Source organism: Paenibacillus sp. E194, from assembly GCF_000935845.1.
In the GTDB taxonomy this organism is placed as follows: Bacteria; Bacillota; Bacilli; order Paenibacillales; family Paenibacillaceae; genus Paenibacillus_B; species Paenibacillus_B alvei_B.
In genome coordinates this window covers 1-2,888 of sequence record NZ_JMDX01000411.1, presented here as the reverse complement: position 1 = coordinate 2,888, position 2,888 = coordinate 1, and the positions used below count along the sequence as shown (strand labels likewise).

Sequence of the window (2,888 nt, the reverse complement as noted above, 5' to 3'; positions counted from 1 at the left end):
CCTGGGACGCGATTCAATGAAGCCGGCTGGAAGCCATGTCTTCGGTGTTATGAATCGTGCCCGCGGTTGCTGATTCTCTGTTGTATTATCCAATAGGGTCATGCATTACCTCTATCTCTCTAATATGCTCGATGATCAATTACATCGACATTACTCATATATCTTAATCGGATTGTAGAACGTATCGCGTTCGATCGGCGTACGGCCTGCTCCCTTAATGAGCCATACGAGTTCATCGCGCGTCAAACCTTCCGGTGTAAGCGCGCCGGCTGCATGACTGATGCGTTCCTTCACAAGCGTGCCGTGCACGTCGGAAGCACCGAATGTAAGTGCAACTTGTGTCAACTGGGTTCCGATATTGATGAAGTACGCTTTAATATGTTGAATATTGTCCAGCATAAGGCGGCTGATCGCGATTGTCTTCAAGTCTTCATAAGCGGAGTTGCGGCGCTTGATGCTGGCTTTAGGACTCTTCGGCTGCATAGACAATGGAATGAAAACTTGGAAGCCATTCGTCTCATCTTGAAGTTCACGGATCGAGATCATATGGCGAATACGATCCTCATGCGATTCGATTGCGCCGTACAGCATCGTTGTATGTGTCTTCATGCCAAGTTGATGTGCCGTACGATGAACTTCGAGATAGCGCTCAACGCCAGCCTTCTCGACACGCATCTTCTTCCGATATTCATCGGATAGAATTTCTGCTCCTCCACCTGTCAGAGATTCCAGTCCGGCATTCATTAGCTCTTTAAGCACCTCTTCAATGCTCAAGCCGCTGATGCGTGTGAAGAAATCAATTTCAGCTGCTGTGTACGCCTTAAGTGTGACGTCTGGATACTTCTCGTTCAGTGCACGAAGTGAATCTACATAATAAGAGAACGGTACATGCGGATTGTGTCCGCCAACGATATGGAACTCGCGTACGCCCGGTTGGATGTGCTGATCTACGAAGTCGATCATTTCTTGACCGGATAATGTATAAGCACCTTCGTCTCCTTGATCTTTACGGAAGTTGCAGAAGGCGCAGTGCGCTTCGCATACATTCGTGAAGTATAGGGACATATTTTCAATAAAATAAACATTTTTGCCGTTCTTGCGCATGTTCGCAAGATTCGCCAATTGACCCAAGGTCAACAGGTCGTCCGTTTCATACAAGTAAACGCCATCCTCAAGCGTCAGGCGCTCACCGCGTTCGACTTTATCTGCGATTTCGGCCATACGTGGATCGGCATGACGCGTCATGACTGTAGTCATACACAGGCCCCCTTCAGGTAAGGTATATTTTTACAATTCAGCACAATATGCTGTTATTGACAAATAAAAAACTCCGCGGCGGATAAGTTCCGTCGGAGATTGCAGTGAAACGAATCACATTAATTGATGTCAGTTCCATTATACATTCGCATAAGAGGTGGGGCAATACGTCTAGAGGAAGTAAAGGTGCAAATTACCAGCAGTGATGTTCTCTTGTATATGCCGAAGGGGATGGTTATACTTAGTAATACGAGGAGGGTGATTAGAATGATTACAATCAGCGATGAAGCGATTGAGAAGATAAAGGAAATGATTGCGCAAGAGGAAAATGAAAATATGTTCCTGCGTGTCGGTGTTCGTCCAGGCGGTTGCAGCGGATTCTCCTATGGTATGGGATTTGACGATGAAGAGACTGAAGAAGATGTGCACTTGGAGATTGGCGGCATGAAAGTGGTCATCGATAAGGAAAGTGTTCCTCATTTGAGTGGACTTACAATCGACTACAAGGAATCCGGCATGTCTGGAGGCTTCACGATCGACAACCCGAACGCGGTAGCAACTTGCGGCTGCGGCTCCAGCTTCCGTACTGCGACAAATGAGGGGAAAGCGGAGAAGTGCGACGACTAGTCTCCACTTATTTGCATGATACCTCATATTTAAATAAATGAATGATACATTCTGATTCAATTCGATTCGATAATTGCGATTAGACTTCGTGATTAGATGATAATGAAATATAGAAGACCTCTTATTACGGTAGAGTAGAGCATTGCTGCCTTATAAGAGGTCTTTTTGTTGTTTTTGGCGTCTATAGCGCTAATCCTAATATTTCTAATCATACTGCAAATTGTTTCGGCGAACCTTATAACGAGCAGGAGGTGATACCTATGAATGAACATCATGATGCACATCAAGTACAGCAATCCACTGATGCAGACCGTACACTGCTGGTGTCTTATAGAGCGTATTGCTCGGAATGTCCAGGAGAGTGGCATGGGACTTGCTACGATTCCCGTCAAGATTCAACAAGGGATGCCCAGAATCACAACAATACGTACCATGCAGGAACCACGGGAGCTACCGTTATTGAGAGCTCAGGCAGCTGTTAATTTGTGTGGGGATAGAACGAATTGAACACAGAACACAGAAGCTGTGCAGCCATCTATTCTGCTCAACTGAAGAAGGCTGCCCTTACTCTTATAGGAAGAGCAGGTGCAGCCTTAGCCTTCGGGTATCTTGTCTTGTTAAGTTGAGTTGATCGTTATTTTTTTGCTACTTTGAAGTGATCCTTCATGAAGCTGATGCCGATGAACATGTCATTATCATCAAAATAACGGTAAATTTAGAAGTTCTATTCCTTTACTCGTTTGCCCAGCAAGATCATGAACCAAATGATGCTTGCTCCGAGGATTGCGTGTCCAAGGCCGGCCATGTGGCTCAAGCCCTTCATATCTGTTCCGTTAACCTGAAGGATGCCGCGAACCGTCATCGCTGCAAGACTTAGCACCAGGCCGATATTGTATACATAGTACCAACCTTTGAATGAACGGACTTCATGTACGCGGAACTGCTTCGCAAGCAAGGTGAGAAGCAGGAAGAACAGGAAGCCGAGAACGAGAATATGGGTGTGC

At 45.9% G+C, this 2,888-nt stretch carries 4 protein-coding genes; 2 read left to right on the top strand and 2 right to left on the bottom strand.

Annotated elements, in window-relative coordinates:
* Window positions 1-150: 150 nt before the first annotated feature.
* On the bottom strand, window positions 151-1,257 hold the full coding sequence (mqnE, locus tag AZ66_RS28265) for an aminofutalosine synthase MqnE (protein ID WP_044357975.1): 1,107 nt from the start codon (window positions 1,255-1,257) through the stop codon (window positions 151-153).
* Between the two features lie 267 nt (window positions 1,258-1,524).
* Here mqnE and AZ66_RS28260 point away from each other — a divergent pair, with 267 nt between their 5' ends.
* Both AZ66_RS28260 and AZ66_RS28255 read left to right on the top strand, forming a co-directional pair.
* Window positions 1,525-1,884 carry a HesB/IscA family protein gene (locus AZ66_RS28260; RefSeq protein ID WP_021258546.1) on the top strand — a complete coding sequence of 120 codons (360 nt, stop codon included), beginning with the start codon at window positions 1,525-1,527 and terminating at the stop codon, window positions 1,882-1,884.
* A 260-nt stretch (window positions 1,885-2,144) separates the two neighbouring features.
* Window positions 2,145-2,366: a hypothetical protein gene (locus AZ66_RS28255; RefSeq protein ID WP_156160124.1), complete on the top strand. Its 222-nt coding sequence runs from the start codon at window positions 2,145-2,147 to the stop codon at window positions 2,364-2,366.
* Window positions 2,367-2,608: 242 nt separating this feature from the next.
* Here AZ66_RS28255 and AZ66_RS28250 read toward each other — a convergent pair.
* The coding region (locus AZ66_RS28250; RefSeq protein ID WP_044357973.1) for a DUF2871 family protein at window positions 2,609-2,888 on the bottom strand (280 nt) is incomplete at its 5' end.